This window comes from Acinetobacter sp. YH12095, assembly GCF_013419245.1.
Lineage (GTDB): Bacteria > Pseudomonadota > Gammaproteobacteria > Pseudomonadales > Moraxellaceae > Acinetobacter > Acinetobacter towneri.
In genome coordinates, this window is the sequence record NZ_VPAL01000007.1 from 116,210 (window position 1) to 132,667 (window position 16,458).

At 42.4% G+C, this 16,458-nt stretch carries 16 protein-coding genes and 1 rRNA gene; 13 read left to right on the top strand and 4 right to left on the bottom strand.

Annotation, left to right across the window (positions count from 1 at the left end; all coding sequences use genetic code 11):
- The first annotated feature begins 121 nt into the window (after positions 1–121).
- The 9 genes from ubiG to FTU35_RS07380 all read left to right on the top strand — a co-directional run bounded on the left by ubiG (position 122) and on the right by FTU35_RS07380 (position 7,101).
- Positions 122–838, top strand: coding sequence for a bifunctional 2-polyprenyl-6-hydroxyphenol methylase/3-demethylubiquinol 3-O-methyltransferase UbiG (gene ubiG / locus FTU35_RS07340; RefSeq protein WP_004974063.1), 717 nt, complete (start codon positions 122–124; stop codon positions 836–838).
- Positions 835–1,536 (top strand): HAD family hydrolase, encoded by a 702-nt coding sequence (locus FTU35_RS07345; protein ID WP_004974060.1) that lies wholly within the window; start codon positions 835–837, stop codon positions 1,534–1,536. Before ubiG ends, FTU35_RS07345 begins: the two co-directional genes overlap by 4 nt.
- A 69-nt stretch (positions 1,537–1,605) precedes the next feature.
- Positions 1,606–2,352: a YciK family oxidoreductase gene (locus FTU35_RS07350; RefSeq protein ID WP_004974058.1), complete on the top strand. Its 747-nt coding sequence runs from the start codon at positions 1,606–1,608 to the stop codon at positions 2,350–2,352.
- Positions 2,353–2,559: 207 nt separating this feature from the next.
- A complete protein-coding gene (locus FTU35_RS07355; protein ID WP_004974057.1) occupies positions 2,560–2,979 on the top strand; it encodes a hypothetical protein in 420 nt (139 codons plus the stop codon).
- A gap of 129 nt (positions 2,980–3,108) precedes the next feature.
- Positions 3,109–3,264, top strand: coding sequence for a hypothetical protein (locus FTU35_RS07360; protein WP_004974054.1), 156 nt, complete (start codon positions 3,109–3,111; stop codon positions 3,262–3,264).
- Between the two features lie 246 nt (positions 3,265–3,510).
- Entirely contained in the window at positions 3,511–3,900 is a 390-nt protein-coding gene (locus FTU35_RS07365) for an RcnB family protein (protein WP_154320157.1), read from the top strand.
- Positions 3,901–4,128: 228 nt separating this feature from the next.
- On the top strand, positions 4,129–4,512 hold the full coding sequence (locus FTU35_RS07370; protein WP_154320156.1) for an RcnB family protein: 384 nt from the start codon (positions 4,129–4,131) through the stop codon (positions 4,510–4,512).
- A gap of 145 nt (positions 4,513–4,657) precedes the next feature.
- Positions 4,658–6,004, top strand: coding sequence for an amino-acid N-acetyltransferase (gene argA, locus FTU35_RS07375; protein WP_154320155.1), 1,347 nt, complete (start codon positions 4,658–4,660; stop codon positions 6,002–6,004).
- A 419-nt stretch (positions 6,005–6,423) separates the two neighbouring features.
- Positions 6,424–7,101, top strand: coding sequence for a TetR family transcriptional regulator C-terminal domain-containing protein (locus tag FTU35_RS07380; protein ID WP_104852769.1), 678 nt, complete (start codon positions 6,424–6,426; stop codon positions 7,099–7,101).
- An 80-nt stretch (positions 7,102–7,181) separates the two neighbouring features.
- Here FTU35_RS07380 and FTU35_RS07385 read toward each other — a convergent pair whose 3' ends face one another.
- On the bottom strand, positions 7,182–7,748 hold the full coding sequence (locus tag FTU35_RS07385; protein ID WP_004974047.1) for a hypothetical protein: 567 nt from the start codon (positions 7,746–7,748) through the stop codon (positions 7,182–7,184).
- 206 nt (positions 7,749–7,954) lie between these two features.
- Here FTU35_RS07385 and ribF point away from each other — a divergent pair, with 206 nt between their 5' ends.
- The 4 genes from ribF to FTU35_RS07405 all read left to right on the top strand — a co-directional run bounded on the left by ribF (position 7,955) and on the right by FTU35_RS07405 (position 12,877).
- A complete protein-coding gene (ribF, locus tag FTU35_RS07390; protein WP_131261250.1) occupies positions 7,955–8,956 on the top strand; it encodes a riboflavin biosynthesis protein RibF in 1,002 nt (333 codons plus the stop codon).
- Positions 8,957–9,023: 67 nt separating this feature from the next.
- Positions 9,024–11,870 (top strand): isoleucine--tRNA ligase, encoded by a 2,847-nt coding sequence (gene ileS / locus FTU35_RS07395; RefSeq protein WP_180064632.1) that lies wholly within the window; start codon positions 9,024–9,026, stop codon positions 11,868–11,870.
- Positions 11,863–12,402 carry a signal peptidase II gene (lspA, locus tag FTU35_RS07400; RefSeq protein ID WP_004974039.1) on the top strand — a complete coding sequence of 180 codons (540 nt, stop codon included), beginning with the start codon at positions 11,863–11,865 and terminating at the stop codon, positions 12,400–12,402. Before ileS ends, lspA begins: the two co-directional genes overlap by 8 nt.
- Positions 12,395–12,877, top strand: coding sequence for a peptidylprolyl isomerase (locus FTU35_RS07405; RefSeq protein ID WP_004974037.1), 483 nt, complete (start codon positions 12,395–12,397; stop codon positions 12,875–12,877). The genes lspA and FTU35_RS07405 overlap by 8 nt, the downstream gene beginning before the upstream one ends.
- A gap of 424 nt (positions 12,878–13,301) precedes the next feature.
- Here FTU35_RS07405 and FTU35_RS07410 read toward each other — a convergent pair whose 3' ends face one another.
- The 3 genes from FTU35_RS07410 to rrf all read right to left on the bottom strand — a co-directional run.
- Positions 13,302–14,471 carry a PQQ-dependent sugar dehydrogenase gene (locus tag FTU35_RS07410; RefSeq protein WP_180064633.1) on the bottom strand — a complete coding sequence of 390 codons (1,170 nt, stop codon included), beginning with the start codon at positions 14,469–14,471 and terminating at the stop codon, positions 13,302–13,304.
- Between the two features lie 192 nt (positions 14,472–14,663).
- On the bottom strand, positions 14,664–16,022 hold the full coding sequence (locus FTU35_RS07415; RefSeq protein ID WP_004974034.1) for an MFS transporter: 1,359 nt from the start codon (positions 16,020–16,022) through the stop codon (positions 14,664–14,666).
- A 330-nt stretch (positions 16,023–16,352) separates the two neighbouring features.
- A 5S ribosomal RNA gene (gene rrf, locus FTU35_RS07420) occupies positions 16,353–16,458 on the bottom strand; the annotation flags it as partial.

The following is a 16,458-nucleotide window of genomic DNA, read 5'->3' on the forward strand; positions in this document are numbered from 1 at the left end:
GCTGATTTCGTTTTCCTTCTGTGAACTTTTTTACAGCTTTTATCGCTTTTTTTAGAATTAACGCTACACTAGGGTTTATATCTATTTTTCCAATTATCACGACCCAATTGAGGTGGCACCCATGTCGCATTTGAATGTTGATCCACAAGAAATTGCCAAATTTGAAGCATTTGCAGCCATATGGTGGGATCAGCATTCCGAGTTCCGTCCCCTGCACATGATTAATCCACTGCGCTTAAACTGGATTGATGAGCACGCAGGCGGCTTGGCAGGCAAGAAAGTGCTAGACGTCGGCTGTGGTGGTGGTATTTTGGCAGAAAGCATGGCTCGTCGCGGTGCCAATGTGCTTGGAATTGATATGGGCGAAGCACCTTTAAACGTGGCACGCCTGCATGCAGAACAAGAAGGCGTACACAATATTGAATATCGCCAAATTCCTGTTGAGCAATTGGTAGATGAGCAAGCTGGTCAATACGATGTGGTGACTTGCATGGAAATGTTAGAGCACGTACCTGATCCGGCCTCGATTATTCAAGCCTGCCAAAAACTGGTCAAGCCGGGCGGTCATGTATTTTTCTCGACCATTAACCGCAACCCTAAATCATACCTATTTGCCATTATTGGGGCAGAATACGTGCTGCGCATGTTAGCCAAAGGCACACACGATTATCATAAATTTATTAAACCGTCTGAATTGGCACACGACATTCGCCAAGCGGGTTTAAAACTTAAAGATATGACGGGTTTACACTACAACCCACTGACTAAACGCTATTGGTTGGCACCTAATGTTGATGTGAACTACATGGTCTACACGGTCAATGAGGCAACAGAATGAAGGCGGTTTTATTTGACCTCGATGGCACCTTAATTGATACCGCTGCAGATTTTATTCGCATCATTCAAGATATGTGCCGCGATAAAGGCTGTGAGATTGTGGCAGCAGACGCCATTCGCACACAGGTATCTGAAGGTGCGCGGGCGATGGTCAAATTGGTCTATCCAGAACTTGAGGTAGATGACCCTGTATTTTTGGCCCATCGACAACGCTTTTTAGACCTGTACGGTGCAGATATTGCAGTCGAAACTGATCTGTTTGAAGGCATGTATCCACTGCTTGATGCGTTGGAACAGCGTCAAATTCCGTGGGGTATTGTCACCAATAAACCGCGCTGGCTCAGCGAAGCACTGCTCAAAGCACTGAATTTAACTGAACGCTGTGCAGTTTTGGTCTGCCCTGAAGATGTTAGCCGTACCAAGCCAGACCCAGAACCTATGTATTTGGCGGCCAAACAGATTGAAATTGCCCCAGAACATTGTATTTATGTGGGCGATCATCCACGTGATATCGATGCAGGTCGTAACGCCAATATGTATACCATTTTGGCAGCATACGGTTATTTACCCTTGCAACACAAAGATGACTTAACAGCATGGCAAGCAGATTGTATAGTGGATTCAGTGACTGAATTACATACGGTTTTAGACAAATTGGTGCTGCAAGCTGCAACGCAAAACAGCAGTGCCAATGCTTGAATCAGTCCTGTAAAGCGATGACATGAAACTCAACCCATAAGCAATAAGAAATGAACAGGAGGGATGCCCATGAAATACTCAGAATATCAACCTCGCCCCGATCTTCTCAAAGATCGTATTATCCTGATCACAGGTGCGGGTGATGGTATTGGACGAGCGGCTGCCCTCAGTTATGCGCTACACGGAGCAACCGTAGTGCTGCATGGTCGTACCTTAAATAAACTTGAAGTGATTTATGATGAAATCGAAAGTTTAGGCGCACCACAACCTGCTATTTTGCCGCTGCAGCTTTCAAGTGCTTCACCACGAGATTATGAATTACTGGTCGATACCCTAGACAAACAATTCGGACGTTTGGATGGTATTTTGCATAATGCAGGCATTTTAGGCGAACGGACTGAGTTGGCAAATTACCCTGCAGATGTCTGGGATGATGTCATGGCGGTAAATTTACGTGCGCCTTTTGTCTTGACTCAGGAATTATTGCCGCTCTTGGCAAAATCAGAACATGCCTCGGTGGTATTTGCCAGTTCAGGGGTTGGCCGTGAAGCACGTGAACGCTGGGGTGCTTATTCGGTGTCTAAAATTGCAATTGAAGCGGTGAGCCAGTTATTTGCCAAAGAACAGGTGCATCCAAATATTCGCTACAACTGCATTAACCCGGGTGCAACCCGCACTGCCATGCGTGCCAAAGCCTATCCTGATGAAGATCCAAAAACCTTACCAACACCCGATGCAATCATGCCTGCCTATTTATATTTAATGGGCGATGACAGCTTGCACATGAATGGTCAAAGTATTGATGCACAGGATTAGTTCTGTCGTTTGATCCGAAGAAAGGAAGCGCTTGCTTCCTTTTTTATGGACTTAACCTAGCATATTGCCAATTTTTGCACATTGATTTGCGGTAAAATGGCATCGCACAAGCATTTTCAGGTTTCTATCCTGCCTATTTTTGGCAATGCAAAGCCTGATTACCATGCTTCCACATCTCAATTCAACCTCAACGATGCAGAGAGCAACATGACTGAATTAAACAACATCACCGTGACACCACTTGAAGATGGTATGGTGTCTTTACTGATTGATGGTCAGCCTATTTCTGAAAAATATGGCATGAAGTTTGAAGCCAGCATCGTAGATGACATTCAGGCACTCGACAACGGTCAGAAAATCAAACTGTTTGATCAGTTTGTATTTTCACATACCGACCTTAATTTTGAACATGCTTACCACTATGTCACAGGCATTGAAAAACTGGACGATGCCTACAAAGTGGTTAAAAACTTTGTTTATCGTATTAAAATTGAAGGGCAACCTGAAATTGAACACGTGATTAGCAAGCAAGGCGCACCAATGAGTACTGAAGATGTACGCGAATTTATCAATGCACATATTCAAAAATCATTGACCGACTACACCGATTTAAACTACGCCTATTAAGCAAAACTCATGGCAACGGTGGCAATAATCGTTTTATTGGATTGTTTTTATAAAATTATACGGTTTTCCAAATCAATATACATCACCTATGCTTGATGTATCTCCACAACAAGCATTAGGTAAATTGTGATGACTGATATTCAACGTAAAACTGCCGTGATTCAAAGTATTGAAAGCTTGCAATTAGGTCAGCATTTAATTGTGGCTTTGGATGATCGTGAAACAGCCGAATGTGTTGCCATCGCTGTGCAATCTTTACAAGGCTTAACTGAACATTGGAACTAAAGCAGACCATAGCAGTACGCTGCTATGGTGATGTCTCATCCTTTCCTTAGCACAAGAAAAATCATCCCACCCCTATTTTCTGAGCGATAGCTACTAAATTTCGTATTTTGTCGCATAATAGAATCAATACCATGCCGTATCCTGCAGAGCGTATTTAAAAAATTCATGTGCTTTCTTCACAGTTTCTCTGCATTTAATGGTTAAAGTATGAACTGTGATATCAAGATGAGAGAATGAGGGGTTTACATGAAAAAGATTTTGACAGTTCTGGCAATGTCTTTCAGTGCTTTACTAAGCAGCAATTTTGCAACTGCCGCTCCTCAATTTGATCGAGACTCAGCTGACCATCCTCGTAACCAAGCACACAATAAACATGAATTTCGTGCCGATGCTGAAGAGCGTATGCAAGACAAACGCCGCATGCGTGAAGAACGTGGTGTAAAACGTCTACAGCAACATAAATGGCAAACGGGTTATGTCATGCCGCAGCATTATCGTGGCAATGGTTATAAAGTCGATTATCAGGAACATAACTTGCCCCGCCCTGAACGCAAACAACAATGGTATAAAATCAACCAAGACTACATTTTGGTCGATGTCGAAAATCACCATATTTTGCGTATCGCAGGTTTATAGACCTACTGTTGTACATACACAAGCTCTAAATCCATAGCCCAAAGTCCACTTTGGGCTTTTTTATAGGATGATGCTCACACTCATCTTATTGTTGTGAAATATCCCGCTCGAGCTCTCCTTGTTTTCTCCATAAAATTCACAATTCACCTCAATTTCCACCATCGTTTATCTTGAGTATTTGATTAATTTGAACACATCAACCCATATTTAAAACTGAAGGTAAATCCCATGAAAAAATTACTCAGCACCTTAGCACTGTCTTTAAGCGCAATCATGGCAACATCGGCCATGGCAGCACCCGACCATCGTTATGATGATCGTCGTCATCAAGCGAGTGCAGCATATAAACATCAAGACAAGCGCTGGGACAATCCACGTCATCATGCACAGTGGGAACAAAAGCGTTATGATCAAAAACGCGTGAATCCAAGTCGTGACTGGCGTGTAGGTCAAAACCTCCCACGCGGATATGATGCGAACCGCTACAAAGTCAGTGATCGTGAAGCACGTCGTTTACCCAACACAGGTCGTTATCAGCAGTGGTATAAAGTCAACGGTGACTATGTGCTGATTAATGAGCGCACCCAGCGTATTATTCGTATTATTGGCTAAAACCGTTCAGCCTGAGCTGAAAAATAGCATTTCTCCACAACACCTGAAGCACCATTCAGGTGTTTTTTTATATTTAGTCTTCCGCTGCAGAATTTTTTGATTAGAATCAAAGACAGCACCATCGATCATTACAGCAGGCCAACGAATGACTCCAACTGAAAACCCGCACAGCACAACCTTACAATATGTGCATTGGTTTAGACATTCTGCGCCTTATATCAATGCCCACCGCAATAAAACCTTTGTGATTATGTTCGATGGTGAAGCGGTTTTGCATGAAAACTTTCAGCACATTATTCATGATATTGCCCTACTACACTCGCTTGGTATTCGTTTGATTTTGGTACATGGTGCGCGTCCACAAATTAATCAAAACTTAAAATTCAGCCAAATTGATACACCGTTTCATTTGCAACGTCGTGTCACCACTCGTGAATCTTTATCGTGTGTCATGAATGCTGTCGGTTCAATTCGCCTGCAAATTGAAGCCTTATTGTCGATGGGGTTAGCGAACTCCCCTATGTACGGCGCACGGATTGATGTGGTGTCGGGCAATTTTATTACTGCCAAACCGTATGGCATTCGTGATGGAGTTGATTATCAACTGACTGGCGAAGTCCGCACGGTAGATGCCGATGCCATTCAACGCCATTTAGAAAATTATAATATTGTGTTGCTCGGCCCGACAGGTTATTCCACCACAGGTGAAGTGTTCAACTTGTTAGCCGAAGAAGTGGCAACCAAAACTGCCATTCAATTAAAAGCCGACAAACTGATTTTCCTAGGCGCACAACACGGTTTGCAAAATGCTGAAGGTCAATTGCAACGTGAAGTTCATCCGCAACATTTAAATCCATATATTGAAGATGCTCAGCAACATCATCCAGAGTTGGCTTTACACTTAGATGCAGCCCAAGATGCCTCATTAAACGGCGTACATCGGGTACATCTCATTTCCTATGCCTACGATGGTGCTTTACTCGAAGAACTGTTTACCCGCGATGGCTCAGGGACGATGGTGAGTGATGCACATTATGAAGAAGTCCGCATGGCCAATATTCAGGATGTGGGCGGCTTGATTCGTTTATTACGTCCTTTAGAAGAAGAAGGCGTGTTGGTCTATCGTTCACGTGAGCGTCTAGAAAATGAAATTGGACAATTTGCAGTGATTGAACGTGACGGCATGATTCTCGCCTGTGCCGCCCTATATCCAATTCCAACCACAGGTCATGAACTCAAGTCTGCCGAAATTGCCTGTGTCGCGGTTCATCCTGCTTATCGTAAATCCAACCGTGGCCGCCAAATTTTGGATTATTTAGAAGATAAAGCCAAAGCCATGGGCATTCAGCAATTATTTATTTTAACTACCCGCACCGCACACTGGTTTCTAGAACAGGGCTTTGCTCCTGCCAGTGTCGATGATTTACCCGATGCACGTCAGGCTTTATATAACTATCAACGCAACTCAATTGTGTGTAAAAAACGGCTCTAAGTGAGGTTTTTTGACAGGTTGAATGATACTGCACAACCAAAATCCAAACATGTTTCACGTGGAACATGCTGCCGATTAAATCAGGTCATCACACCTATATCTGTCAGCACGACAGTGTACGGATGATCAAAATTGGCAGCATCCACACCACTGTTTAGTTTTTTTAAATAAAATTGATGCAAGGCAGGAAGAAACTTTACTTTTATCATTTATATAAAAAATTCAAAAAACTTATTCATTCAGTCAAAAAATACAAAAGCAAGATACTCCCCCTCTGTAACTATGCTTTTAACGGATTTAATAGCTAAGCTACAGAATAAACTAAAAATATTTTAAAAATACATCTTTAAAGGATGCACAAGCCTGATGATTTGCCGTACAATTAATAATTCCCTTTTTTCATTGTTTTAAAATTACGAATGGAACAAAAAAAGAGTACACAAAAACGCCATCAGCTTCTCAATGCTGCACTCGACGTATTTTCCTTATACGGGTTTAGCGGTGCAAGTTTGGATGAAATCGCACAAATTGCAGAGATGCATAAGTCGAATATTTTCTATTATTATGAAAATAAAGAAGCCTTATATGTTGAAGTACTAACTACAGTACTACAAAAATGGCTTGCGCCTTTACAAATGCTTGAAGCCGAACTTGAGCCAGAAGAAGCGATTACCAATTATCTGTTACAGAAAATTGAGGTTTCACGTACTCAACCGAAAGCATCACGTCTATTTGCTTTAGAAGTGATTCAAGGTGCGCCACATATTCAGGAAATTTTAAAAGGTCCTCTGAAAAAACTGGTAAAACGCAAAGCCAAAGTCATTACCATGTGGCAAGAACAAGGCAAACTGTCGAAACAGATTGACCCTGAACTGCTCATTTTGAATATTTGGGCCATTACCCAAAACTATGCTGACTTTGCCACACAAATGGAAATGGTCACAGGTAAAACCTTGCGTAACCGCAGTATGCTGCAACGCGTTTTACAACACACGGTTCACATGATGTTGTACGGTATTGTGCCTCGTCAGGACGAAATCAATGCTACAGAAGCAACTGTTGTCACGGCTGAACCAGCACAGGAAGCGCAAGAATAATCGCGCCAACCTGAACAAATATCCGAATTTAGCTCACGACCCTAGTTTTTACTCGGGTCGTGGCGTTTTGGGCAACTGTATTACTTAACACTTTGATATAACGATAATAATTTTTGTGCGCCTAGCAACAAGTTTTCTTCCCAGTCTAAATGTGCCGTATCATTGGCACCATCGGTAATATATTTGACCGACAACATGCGCACGCCTAGTTTTTTACAGACTTTGGCAATCGCATAGCCTTCCATGTCAACCAACTGACACGGCACTTTCGGTGTCCCCGTTTCAAAACTATCGCCTGTACCGCAAATTCCGTTAGGTAAATGCTCAAAATAGCGTTCCAGCTCAATTTCTGCAGGATGCTCCTGATCCATAGGCGTCACCCCCACCTGAAAACCCAACGGAGAAACATCCATATCGCGCTGCACAAACTGACTCACTTCCACCAAAGCATGCGCATCAAAATGGGAGCTGCCCGCAGTGCCTAAATTGAGCAAGGTTTTACAGCCTGTTTTCTGAATCACTTCAAAGGCTTTAAATGCGGCATTCACTTTACCAATGCCACTGTAATGCACCTGAATCCCAGCTTGCTCAAACAAGCCTTTAGACTCACTGGGCAATGCCATAATTAAAGCAAAATCAGAATTCATAGCCATCTACTCGTGCAGTTCATTAAAACCGCCCCATTAGAAAAGAAATTTGAATGCGGTGCAAACCCGATTGCGATTTGCAGATTAAATTGTCGGATTTTGCCTGATTTTTCGATAATTTTTCAGGTTAAAAACACAACAACAAGACGAAAGCGCGAGAATATGGCAATATATAGCCCTTACAAATTTTCAACTTTCATTCGACCATGCAGCTGCTCCGCCTGAATGCTTTATCTTCTACCACCGACTTAGCTCAAACTGCCGTGACCATTGGCAATTTTGATGGCGTGCATGTCGGTCATCAGGCGATGATTCAACAACTCAAAGCAGTGGCTGCCGCACAACAACTAAAAACGGTGGTGATGCTATTTGAACCACAACCACTGGAATTTTTTAAAGGTTATGATGCCCCGCCACGTATCAGTTCTTTGCGGGAAAAAGTCGAATATCTGACTGAATTGGGCATCGACTATATTGCCGTGGCCAAGTTTGACAATCACTTCCGTAGTTTAAATGCTGAAGCCTTTGCCCACCTTTTAAAAAATAGCTTAAATGCCACACATTTAGTTTTGGGTGATGATTTTCATTTTGGCAAAAACCGTCAAGGCAACAGTGACTTTTTACGTAACTTTGGTTTTCAAGTTACCAATTTAAGCACTGTAAATTTATCGGGTGAACGGGTCAGCTCCACACGTATTCGCCAAACCCTACAAGCAGGTGACTTGGCTCTCGCTGCACAACTGCTCGGACGTCCTTATAGTATTACCGGACGCGTACAATATGGCGATCAAATTGGTCGTACCCTAGATTTCCCCACCATTAACGTACGTTTAAACCGTCATCGTCCTTGTTTAAACGGTATTTATGGCGTTGAAGTGGTCTGCGAAACCACCTCCTTAACCGACACAGTCAGCAATGCACATCCTAGCAAAACAGGTGTTGCAGGCTACAGCCCAAACAGTTTATTTGGTGCAGGGCATGTCGGAACTCGTCCTGCCATCAAGCAAGAACATCCCGAATGGCGATTAGAAGTACATTTCCCCAATGTTTCTGCTAATCTGTATGGCTTGTTAATGCGGGTCACGTTTTTAAACTATTTACATGGCGAAAAAAACTACCCTTCGCTTGAAGCACTCAAAGCGGGAATTGATGATGATGTTGAAAAACTTCTTGAATTTCGACAAGATCATCCAAATTTCCCTTTTTAATTTTACCCTGAATATTTAATGTAAAACGCGTCAGTCCATGGGCTGATTCAACTGGAAGACAACTTGCATGAGCGATAAGCAAACTCCTGAAAATGCAGTGGATTATAAAGCCACGCTAAACCTCCCAGGTACTGAATTTGCAATGAAAGCAAATCTGGCAGTACGTGAAGCGAAATGGTTAGAAGAGTGGTATGCCGACAACATTTATCAGCAGATTCGTGCATCGCGTATTGGCAAGAAAAAATATGTGCTTCACGATGGCCCTCCATACGCCAATGGTCAAATTCACTTAGGTCATGCGGTCAATAAAGTCCTAAAAGACATCATTATTAAAAGCCGTGTCATGGATGGCTATGACGCACCTTATGTTCCAGGTTGGGACTGCCACGGTCTACCAATTGAGCTCAAAGTAGAAGAAAAAGTCGGTAAAGTTGGCGTTAAAGTTGATGCCTCAACTTTCCGTAAAGCCTGCCGTGAATATGCTTACACACAAGTTGAATTACAGAAAAAAGACTTCGTGCGTATGGGCGTATTTGGTGATTGGGATAACCCTTACCTCACCATGAATTTCAAGCAAGAAGCCGACATCGTACGTTCACTCGGTGCGATTGCTAAAGCAGGCCATATCGAACCTGGTCTAAAACCTGTGAATTGGTGTCTAGATTGTGGTTCTGCACTGGCAGAAGCCGAAGTTGAATATGAAGATAAAAAATCCGATGCGATTGATGTCGGTTTTGCTGTTGTTGATTTAGCCGATTTATCTGCACGTTTGGGCGTTCAAATTACCGATGCAACAGATATCGTGATTTGGACCACAACACCGTGGACATTGCCTGCTAACCAAGCTGTTGCCTTGCATGCCGAAATTGAATATCAATTGGTAAAAGCACGTAGCGATGAAAAAGCAGCACAAAACTTTATTTTAGCCAAAGAATTAGTACAGTCTGCAACTGAACGCTATGGCTTTAACAGCTATGAAGTGTTGGCAGACTTTACTGGTGACAAACTTGAAAACCTGATCTTGCAACACCCACTAATTCAAGACCGTCAAGTACCTGTGATTTTAGGTGAACACGTGACCGCAACAAGCGGTACAGGTGCAGTACATACCGCGCCTGGACATGGTGTGGACGACTATAAAGTTGGCTTACAATACAACCTAAAAGTTGACAATCCTGTCGGTGGCAATGGCGTATATTTACCTACTGCACCAATCTTTGCAGGCGAACACATCTACAAAGCCAATCCACAAATTATTGCGACTTTGGCAGAAAACAATAAGCTGTGGGCACATCACCCAATCAAACACAGCTATCCGCACTGCTGGCGTCATAAAACTCCAATTATTTTCCGCGCTACACCACAATGGTTTATCAGCATGGATGCCAAAGGTTTACGTCAAGGCGCACTGAATGCGATTGAAAATGACATCAGCTTTGTACCTGATTGGGGTAAAAACCGTATCCAAGCGATGATTGAAGGTCGCCCAGACTGGTGTATTTCACGTCAACGTACTTGGGGCGTGCCAATTCCATTCTTTGTACATAAAGACACCAACGAATTGCACCCACGCACACCTGAATTGATCGAAGAAGTTGCGAAACTGATCGAACAAGAAGGGATTGATGGCTGGTACAACCGTGAAGCCAAAGACTTCATTGGCGAGGATGCCGAGCACTACAATGCAGTACGCGACACCTTAGACGTTTGGTTCGACTCAGGTACGACGCATTATGCAGTTCTACGTGAGCGTGAAGAGTTACAAGACCCAGCCGATTTATATCTTGAAGGTTCAGACCAACACCGTGGCTGGTTCCAGTCTTCATTGCTCACCTCAATTGCGATCAATGAACGCGCACCATACAAAGGCTTGTTAACCCACGGCTTTGTAGTGGATGAAAAAGGTCGCAAAATGTCGAAATCGTTGGGTAACATCATTACCCCACAAGACATTATTAAAGACATGGGTGCAGACGGCCTACGCTTCTGGATTGCATCGGCGGATTATCGCTATGAAATGACCGCAGGTAAGGAAATCTTTAGCCGTGCCTCTGACGGTTATCGTCGTATCCGTAACACCTTGCGTTTCTTGTTGGCCAACTTAAATGGCTTCAAACCCGCTACAGATGCACTGCCTGTAGATCAGTTGATTGCACTGGATCAATACATCCTGCAACGTGCCGCAGAAGTACAGAAAACCATTCAGCAAGCCTATGAAGATATGAACTTCCATATCGTGACCAGTGCACTGACCAACTTCTGTATTAATGACTTGGGTGGTTTCTACCTCGATATCATCAAAGACCGTCAGTACACCACCAAAGCAGACTCGCAAGCACGTCATTCTGCACAAACTGCTTTGTATCACTTGGTTCAGGCTTTCGTTCGCTGGATGGCACCAATCTTAAGCTTTACGGCACAAGAAGCATGGCCGCTAATTCCTGAGCAATCAGAAAAATATGTCTTCACTGCAGAATGGTATGACATTCCAGTGGCTTCTGAAGCCAACATCTTGGCAGAAGCGGAATGGCAAACCCTAATTGCAGTTAAATCTGCCGTCAATAAATTCATTGAAGCTGCACGTACCGCCAAAACAGTCGGTTCCAACTTATCTGCTAAAGTTGAACTTTGGGCGAATGACGAACTCAAAGCCGTATTGGATAAACTAGGCGATGAGCTGCGTTTTGTTCTGATTACTTCACAAGTGATTGTGAATAGCTTTGATGCTGCACAAGGCGAAGCCTCTGATTTAGATGGCTTGAACGTGAAAGTTTCTGCAGCAGATGGCGAAAAATGCGTACGTTGCTGGCATGTACTCCCTGATGTGAATACACATTCTGCACATCCAGGTTTGTGCTCACGTTGTATTATCAACCTTCCAACAGGTCAAGGCGAAGAGAGAAAATATGCCTAATCCACAACACAAAAAGGGCTTATTCCAGTTCTATCCACATAATTTATGGTGGGTGGGCTTGTCCATTGTCGCGATTATTCTCGACCAATGGACCAAATGGATTGCAGTATCGCATCTGAATTACGCAGATCCAGTGCCTGTATTGCCCTTTTTGAATTGGACTTTACTGCATAACTATGGCGCTGCCTTTAGTTTCTTGTCCGATGCAGGTGGATGGCAACGTTATTTCTTTACCTCACTGGCAGGTTTAGTGTCTGTAATTTTTGTATTTTGGCTAATGCGTATGCCAAAAAATGTCATCGTACTGCCTTTGGCGATTGCCTTGATTTTAGGCGGTGCGATTGGGAATTTAATTGATCGGGTCAGTCTTGGCTACGTGGTCGATTTTATTCACGTGTACTACAACAACAGCCACTTCCCTGCCTTTAATATTGCAGACAGTGCCATCACACTTGGCACCATTCTGCTGTTAATTGATACGTTTTTCCTAGAAAAGCACCGAATTGAACGAGCGCAGGCGCAACATGACTGAAATTATTAATCCAAATGATGAAACTCGTATTGAAGATGGCTCAAAAGTCGAATTGCACTTTTCTGTCGCCATTGAAAATGGTGTAGAAATTGACAACACCCGTAGCCGCGCTGAACCTGTAAGTTTGGTCATGGGCGATGGCAGCCTATTACCCGGTTTTGAAAAGTCATTATTTGGTTTACGTGCAGGTGACCGTCGTACCGTGAGTCTTCCACCTGAAGAAGCATTTGGTCCATGGAATCCTGAAAACGTACAAACTTTTGATACGGTTAAATTTGAGCAACATCCAGTTGAAGGACACATGATTGAATTTGAAGATAAAGCCAAACAAAGCCTCTATGGCGTGGTGAAATCTGTCAACGATGATGTGACTGAAGTAGACTTTAACCACCCTTTAGCGGGTAAAAATATTACCTTTGAAGTTGAAATCTTTAGAGTGACCCCAGCAGGACAACAAGGTATTAAGTTGATGTAATCAATTTGCATACTTACTGCATCTTTCTGCTGTTCAAATCTCCCAAGTACAAGAAAATGAATTTGGGAGATTTTTTATTGAATAAGATAATTATTAAATATAATCAAATACTTAAAATTAAATAAATCCAGTTTATTGATCTATATTTTACCGATATATCGTTGTACGTTTTAGCTTACATGCACTGCAGAAAATTGACGCTAGGCAAAGATCAGCTTTCATTTTATATTTAACACATACAGAAACAGGATGTTTCTAAAAGCAAGAATAACAATAATAAATAATATAACGGCAGGACGCTGAAAGGTATAACAGGAGTAATACCTAAACATAAATCTGAAAAAGCCCCGACATGATGTTGGGGCTTTTTTCTATTTGTTTTTTGTCCTACTTTGAAATAAGTTTAGACCTGAAGAAATTTATTTTATGGAGCCACCAATTTAAGCAATCTGGCAGATTGACCATCTTCAATCACCCAAATATTGCCATCCTGTGCTTGAAGTACGCCACGAATCCGCTGACCCATCTCGATACGCTGTAACTCCCGAACAGGCTGTGCTTGCGTATCCACCACAATAATTGCTTTTGAAGATAAACCACCAAGAATCGCTTTATGCTTCCAATGTGGGAATACATCTCCCGTATAAAACATCAAACTTGAGGGAGAGATGACTGGCGTCCAATCCAGAACAGGGGCTGTAAATTCAGGACGAGTTGCATGGTCTGGAATGGGCAACCCATTATAATGATCACCATTCGACACCAATGGATAGCCATAGTTTTCGCCTTTGGCAATCAGATTCAACTCATCACCCCCTTTAGGTCCCATTTCTGCAACCCAAAGCTGCCCTGTAGAATCGAATGCCATGCCTAAAGGGTTGCGATGCCCCAAACTCCAGACTTGCTTGGCAATCTCTCCATGTGTTTGAAATGGATTGTCTAAAGGTGTTGTACCATCTGTATTTAAACGTAAAATTTTACCTAAATTAGATTTTAAATCCTGAGCAGGTTCAAACTTTTGTCGCTCACCAGAACTTATCCATAATTTGCCATCTGCCCCAAACTTTATACGATGCGCATAATGTCCTTGTCCCGATACTTTCGGCACTTGCTGCCAGATTCTTTGAGTTTCGGTGAGTTTTGGCGTGGGTTTAGCATCTAATACAAGCTTGCCCCGAATCACGACTGCACCGTAACCACCCGTACCCACTTCGGCATAACTTAAATAAATCTGCTGATTCTGTTGAAATTCAGGATCTAAAATGACATCACCCAAACCACCTTGTCCGCCATTGGCGACTTCAGGGATAGCTTGAACATCTAAGCTTTGACCTGTTTTTGGATCAAAAAGTTTTAATTTCCCCGCTTTTTCTGTAATTAATAGGCGTCCATCGGGTAATTCTGCCAATGCCCACGGCTCATTAAAATCTGCAATTGGCTGTATTTGATAGCGTTGTAAATTTTGTGCAGAAGTTGATTTTGACTCTAAAGCAGCCGTGTTCTGTTTCGGCTCAACTTGCGCATTACACCCTGTAGTTAAACCCAATACAACTAGACATATAAATCCATAGTATTGCCGATTTATCTTGAGCATCCTAATTGCTCCTCTATTCATTCAATCTTTGCTTGTGCTAATCAAGACATCATAATCAATGAAATGTACCTCGTGCACAGTAGAAATGTAGCGATACACACTTTCTTACTTAAATCTTCTACAAAGTGAATAGGCAAAAAAATTAAGGAGCAATGCTCCTTAATTTCAAAGTCCTAAAACACTAACGATCAATTAACTATAAGATCGGCTGGCTTTTTTAACCACGCTTGGCTCACTCACCACCTGTGATGTACTTTGTAAACGAATCAGTGCTACTGCAATTGCACCAATCACTGCAGGAATCGCCACCGCCAAAAAGTTCATTTTATGTGGTAAATCCATGCCCAAAAGTACGCCAATAATAATAGGGCCTACAATCGCACCGACACGCCCCACTGCAGAAGCACAGCCGATACCTGTAGAACGAATCGTAAGTGGATAATACTGAGCAACAAAGCTATACAATAAAATACTGCTGCCAATGGCAGAAGCACCTGCTAAGCCCACCAATAAATAAATCACAGGCTGTGGTGAATTAAAGCCTAGACCCACTAGAGAGAATGCGCCCAATAAAAACATGCCAATAATCACAGGTTTTAAGTGGAAACGGTCTGCTAAAATCCCGCCACTGATGGTTCCGATCACAGCACCAATGTTCATCGCCATTAAGAACATTAAACTGTTACCCAGCGAATAACCTGCTGCCATCATCAGTTTTGGCAACCAACTGCCCAAAGCATAAACCATCAACAAACACATAAAGAAGCAGCACCAAAACAGCAAAGTACTCATGCCACGGTTATTTTTAAATAAGGCTGCAATTGAGGCATCTGCGGTTTGTACTTCATTTAATACAAATTGTGTTTGTGGGCTGATATTTTCTTGTGGGCTAATTTGCTGGACGATGTGACGCGCTTTTTCATGTTGCTGTTTTTTCACCAAAAAAGTTAAAGATTCTGGTAAGAAAAACCACAATAAAGGCAAAATAAGTAACGGTAATCCCGCAATATAGAACATCACTTCCCAGCCAAAGCTAGGCGTCAACCATGCACCAAGTAAGGCTGCCATAATGCCGCCCACGGCATAGCCGCTGAACATGGTGGTAACTAAGGTACTACGCATTTTTTGTGGTGCATATTCAGAGGTTAAAGCCACGAGGTTAGGCAATACCCCGCCAATCCCTAAACCTGCAATAAAACGTAAAATACCAAACTCTGTTGGGTTGGATGCAAAGCCGCCCCAAAAAGTAAAGCCACTAAATAACGTCACACAAATTAATATGACATTTTTACGGCCAATTTTGTCTGCCAACATGCCAAACAGCATGGCGCCAAACATCATGCCTGCCAGTGCCGTACTCGCAAGCATACCTGCCTGTACAGCCGTCATATTCCATTCTTGCATCAGTAGTGGTAAAGCCACACCGTTAATCGCCAAATCATAACCGTCAAAAATAACGACAAATACGCACCAAAGTACAATTTTTAAATGAAAAGGTTTAAACTTTGCTTGATCCACTACAGCATTCACATTCATTGTTGTTGCTGTCATTTTTCCCTCACCTCCAATTGTGAGCTTTTTATTTTATAAAAAATGAATAGTTATTCACTTTTGTATATAAAATGAATCAATATTCACTTTTTGTCTACAGCAAAAACTTAACTCTGGTTAATTTTCTTAAAAACCTAGACTAAAGTTGTAGATAAATTCGACCAAATAGACTTGCAGTAATTTATGATATTTTGATATATGCTATATTTTTCACATAATTTATTATTGTAAATATATTGTTTTAAACTTCTTTCTTCTACTTTTCTTCTTAAAGTTTTCTTTCCACATAAAAAAACACCCCCAACGCTAGTTGAGGGTGTTTGAATAATGAGCTGGCGATGACTTACTCTCACATGGGTAACCCCACACTACCATCAGCGCGAAGAGGTTTCACTTCTGAGTTCGGGAAGGGATCAGGTGGTTCACTCTTGCTATG

Bases quoted from the DNA above. Each gene is read 5' to 3' on its own strand.
- lspA (WP_004974039.1), top strand. From the start codon at position 11,863: ATGCCTAATCCACAACACAAAAAGGGCTTATTCCAGTTCTATCCACAT.
- FTU35_RS07360 (WP_004974054.1), top strand. From the start codon at position 3,109: ATGACTGATATTCAACGTAAAACTGCCGTGATTCAAAGTATTGAAAGC.
- FTU35_RS07380 (WP_104852769.1), top strand. From the start codon at position 6,424: ATGGAACAAAAAAAGAGTACACAAAAACGCCATCAGCTTCTCAATGCT.
- FTU35_RS07345 (WP_004974060.1), top strand. From the start codon at position 835: ATGAAGGCGGTTTTATTTGACCTCGATGGCACCTTAATTGATACCGCT.
- ribF (WP_131261250.1), top strand. From the start codon at position 7,955: ATGCAGCTGCTCCGCCTGAATGCTTTATCTTCTACCACCGACTTAGCT.
- FTU35_RS07410 (WP_180064633.1), bottom strand. From the start codon at position 14,471: ATGCTCAAGATAAATCGGCAATACTATGGATTTATATGTCTAGTTGTA.
- argA (WP_154320155.1), top strand. From the start codon at position 4,658: ATGACTCCAACTGAAAACCCGCACAGCACAACCTTACAATATGTGCAT.
- ileS (WP_180064632.1), top strand. From the start codon at position 9,024: ATGAGCGATAAGCAAACTCCTGAAAATGCAGTGGATTATAAAGCCACG.
- FTU35_RS07415 (WP_004974034.1), bottom strand. From the start codon at position 16,022: ATGACAGCAACAACAATGAATGTGAATGCTGTAGTGGATCAAGCAAAG.
- FTU35_RS07365 (WP_154320157.1), top strand. From the start codon at position 3,511: ATGAAAAAGATTTTGACAGTTCTGGCAATGTCTTTCAGTGCTTTACTA.
- FTU35_RS07370 (WP_154320156.1), top strand. From the start codon at position 4,129: ATGAAAAAATTACTCAGCACCTTAGCACTGTCTTTAAGCGCAATCATG.
- FTU35_RS07355 (WP_004974057.1), top strand. From the start codon at position 2,560: ATGACTGAATTAAACAACATCACCGTGACACCACTTGAAGATGGTATG.
- FTU35_RS07385 (WP_004974047.1), bottom strand. From the start codon at position 7,748: ATGAATTCTGATTTTGCTTTAATTATGGCATTGCCCAGTGAGTCTAAA.
- ubiG (WP_004974063.1), top strand. From the start codon at position 122: ATGTCGCATTTGAATGTTGATCCACAAGAAATTGCCAAATTTGAAGCA.
- FTU35_RS07405 (WP_004974037.1), top strand. From the start codon at position 12,395: ATGACTGAAATTATTAATCCAAATGATGAAACTCGTATTGAAGATGGC.
- FTU35_RS07350 (WP_004974058.1), top strand. From the start codon at position 1,606: ATGAAATACTCAGAATATCAACCTCGCCCCGATCTTCTCAAAGATCGT.